Origin of the sequence: Streptomyces sp. NRRL S-646 (assembly GCF_000720765.1) — a bacterium.
Classification (GTDB): domain Bacteria; phylum Actinomycetota; class Actinomycetes; order Streptomycetales; family Streptomycetaceae; genus Streptomyces.
The window spans coordinates 1-256 of sequence record NZ_JODC01000135.1 but is presented as its reverse complement, the minus strand read 5'-3'; the positions used below and the strand labels follow the sequence as shown (position 1 = coordinate 256).

At 65.6% G+C, this 256-nt stretch carries 1 protein-coding gene; it reads right to left on the bottom strand.

The genetic code is table 11. The features are described from left to right. A partial coding sequence (locus tag IH68_RS0149245; RefSeq protein WP_030950411.1) for an ISAzo13-like element transposase-related protein occupies positions 1-256 on the bottom strand: 256 nt, incomplete at both ends.

Sequence of the window (256 nt, the reverse complement as noted above, 5' to 3'; positions counted from 1 at the left end):
GTTGACCCAGCCGGTGTCCGCCGCGAGATCGTAGATCCCGTACGGGACGGCCTTGCCCAGCTGCGGGTCGGCGAAGTCATGGACGTTCACCTGCACCGGATCAGCCGCAGGCCGCCACTGGCGTCCGTTGTTCTTGAACTCGCCGACGAGCTCCTTCTTCTTGGTGTCCACGCTGATCACCGGCTGGCCGGCCTCCCGGTGATCGCGGGCCTGCTCGTTGAGATAGCGGAACTGGGCATCCCGGTCTGGATGTTGG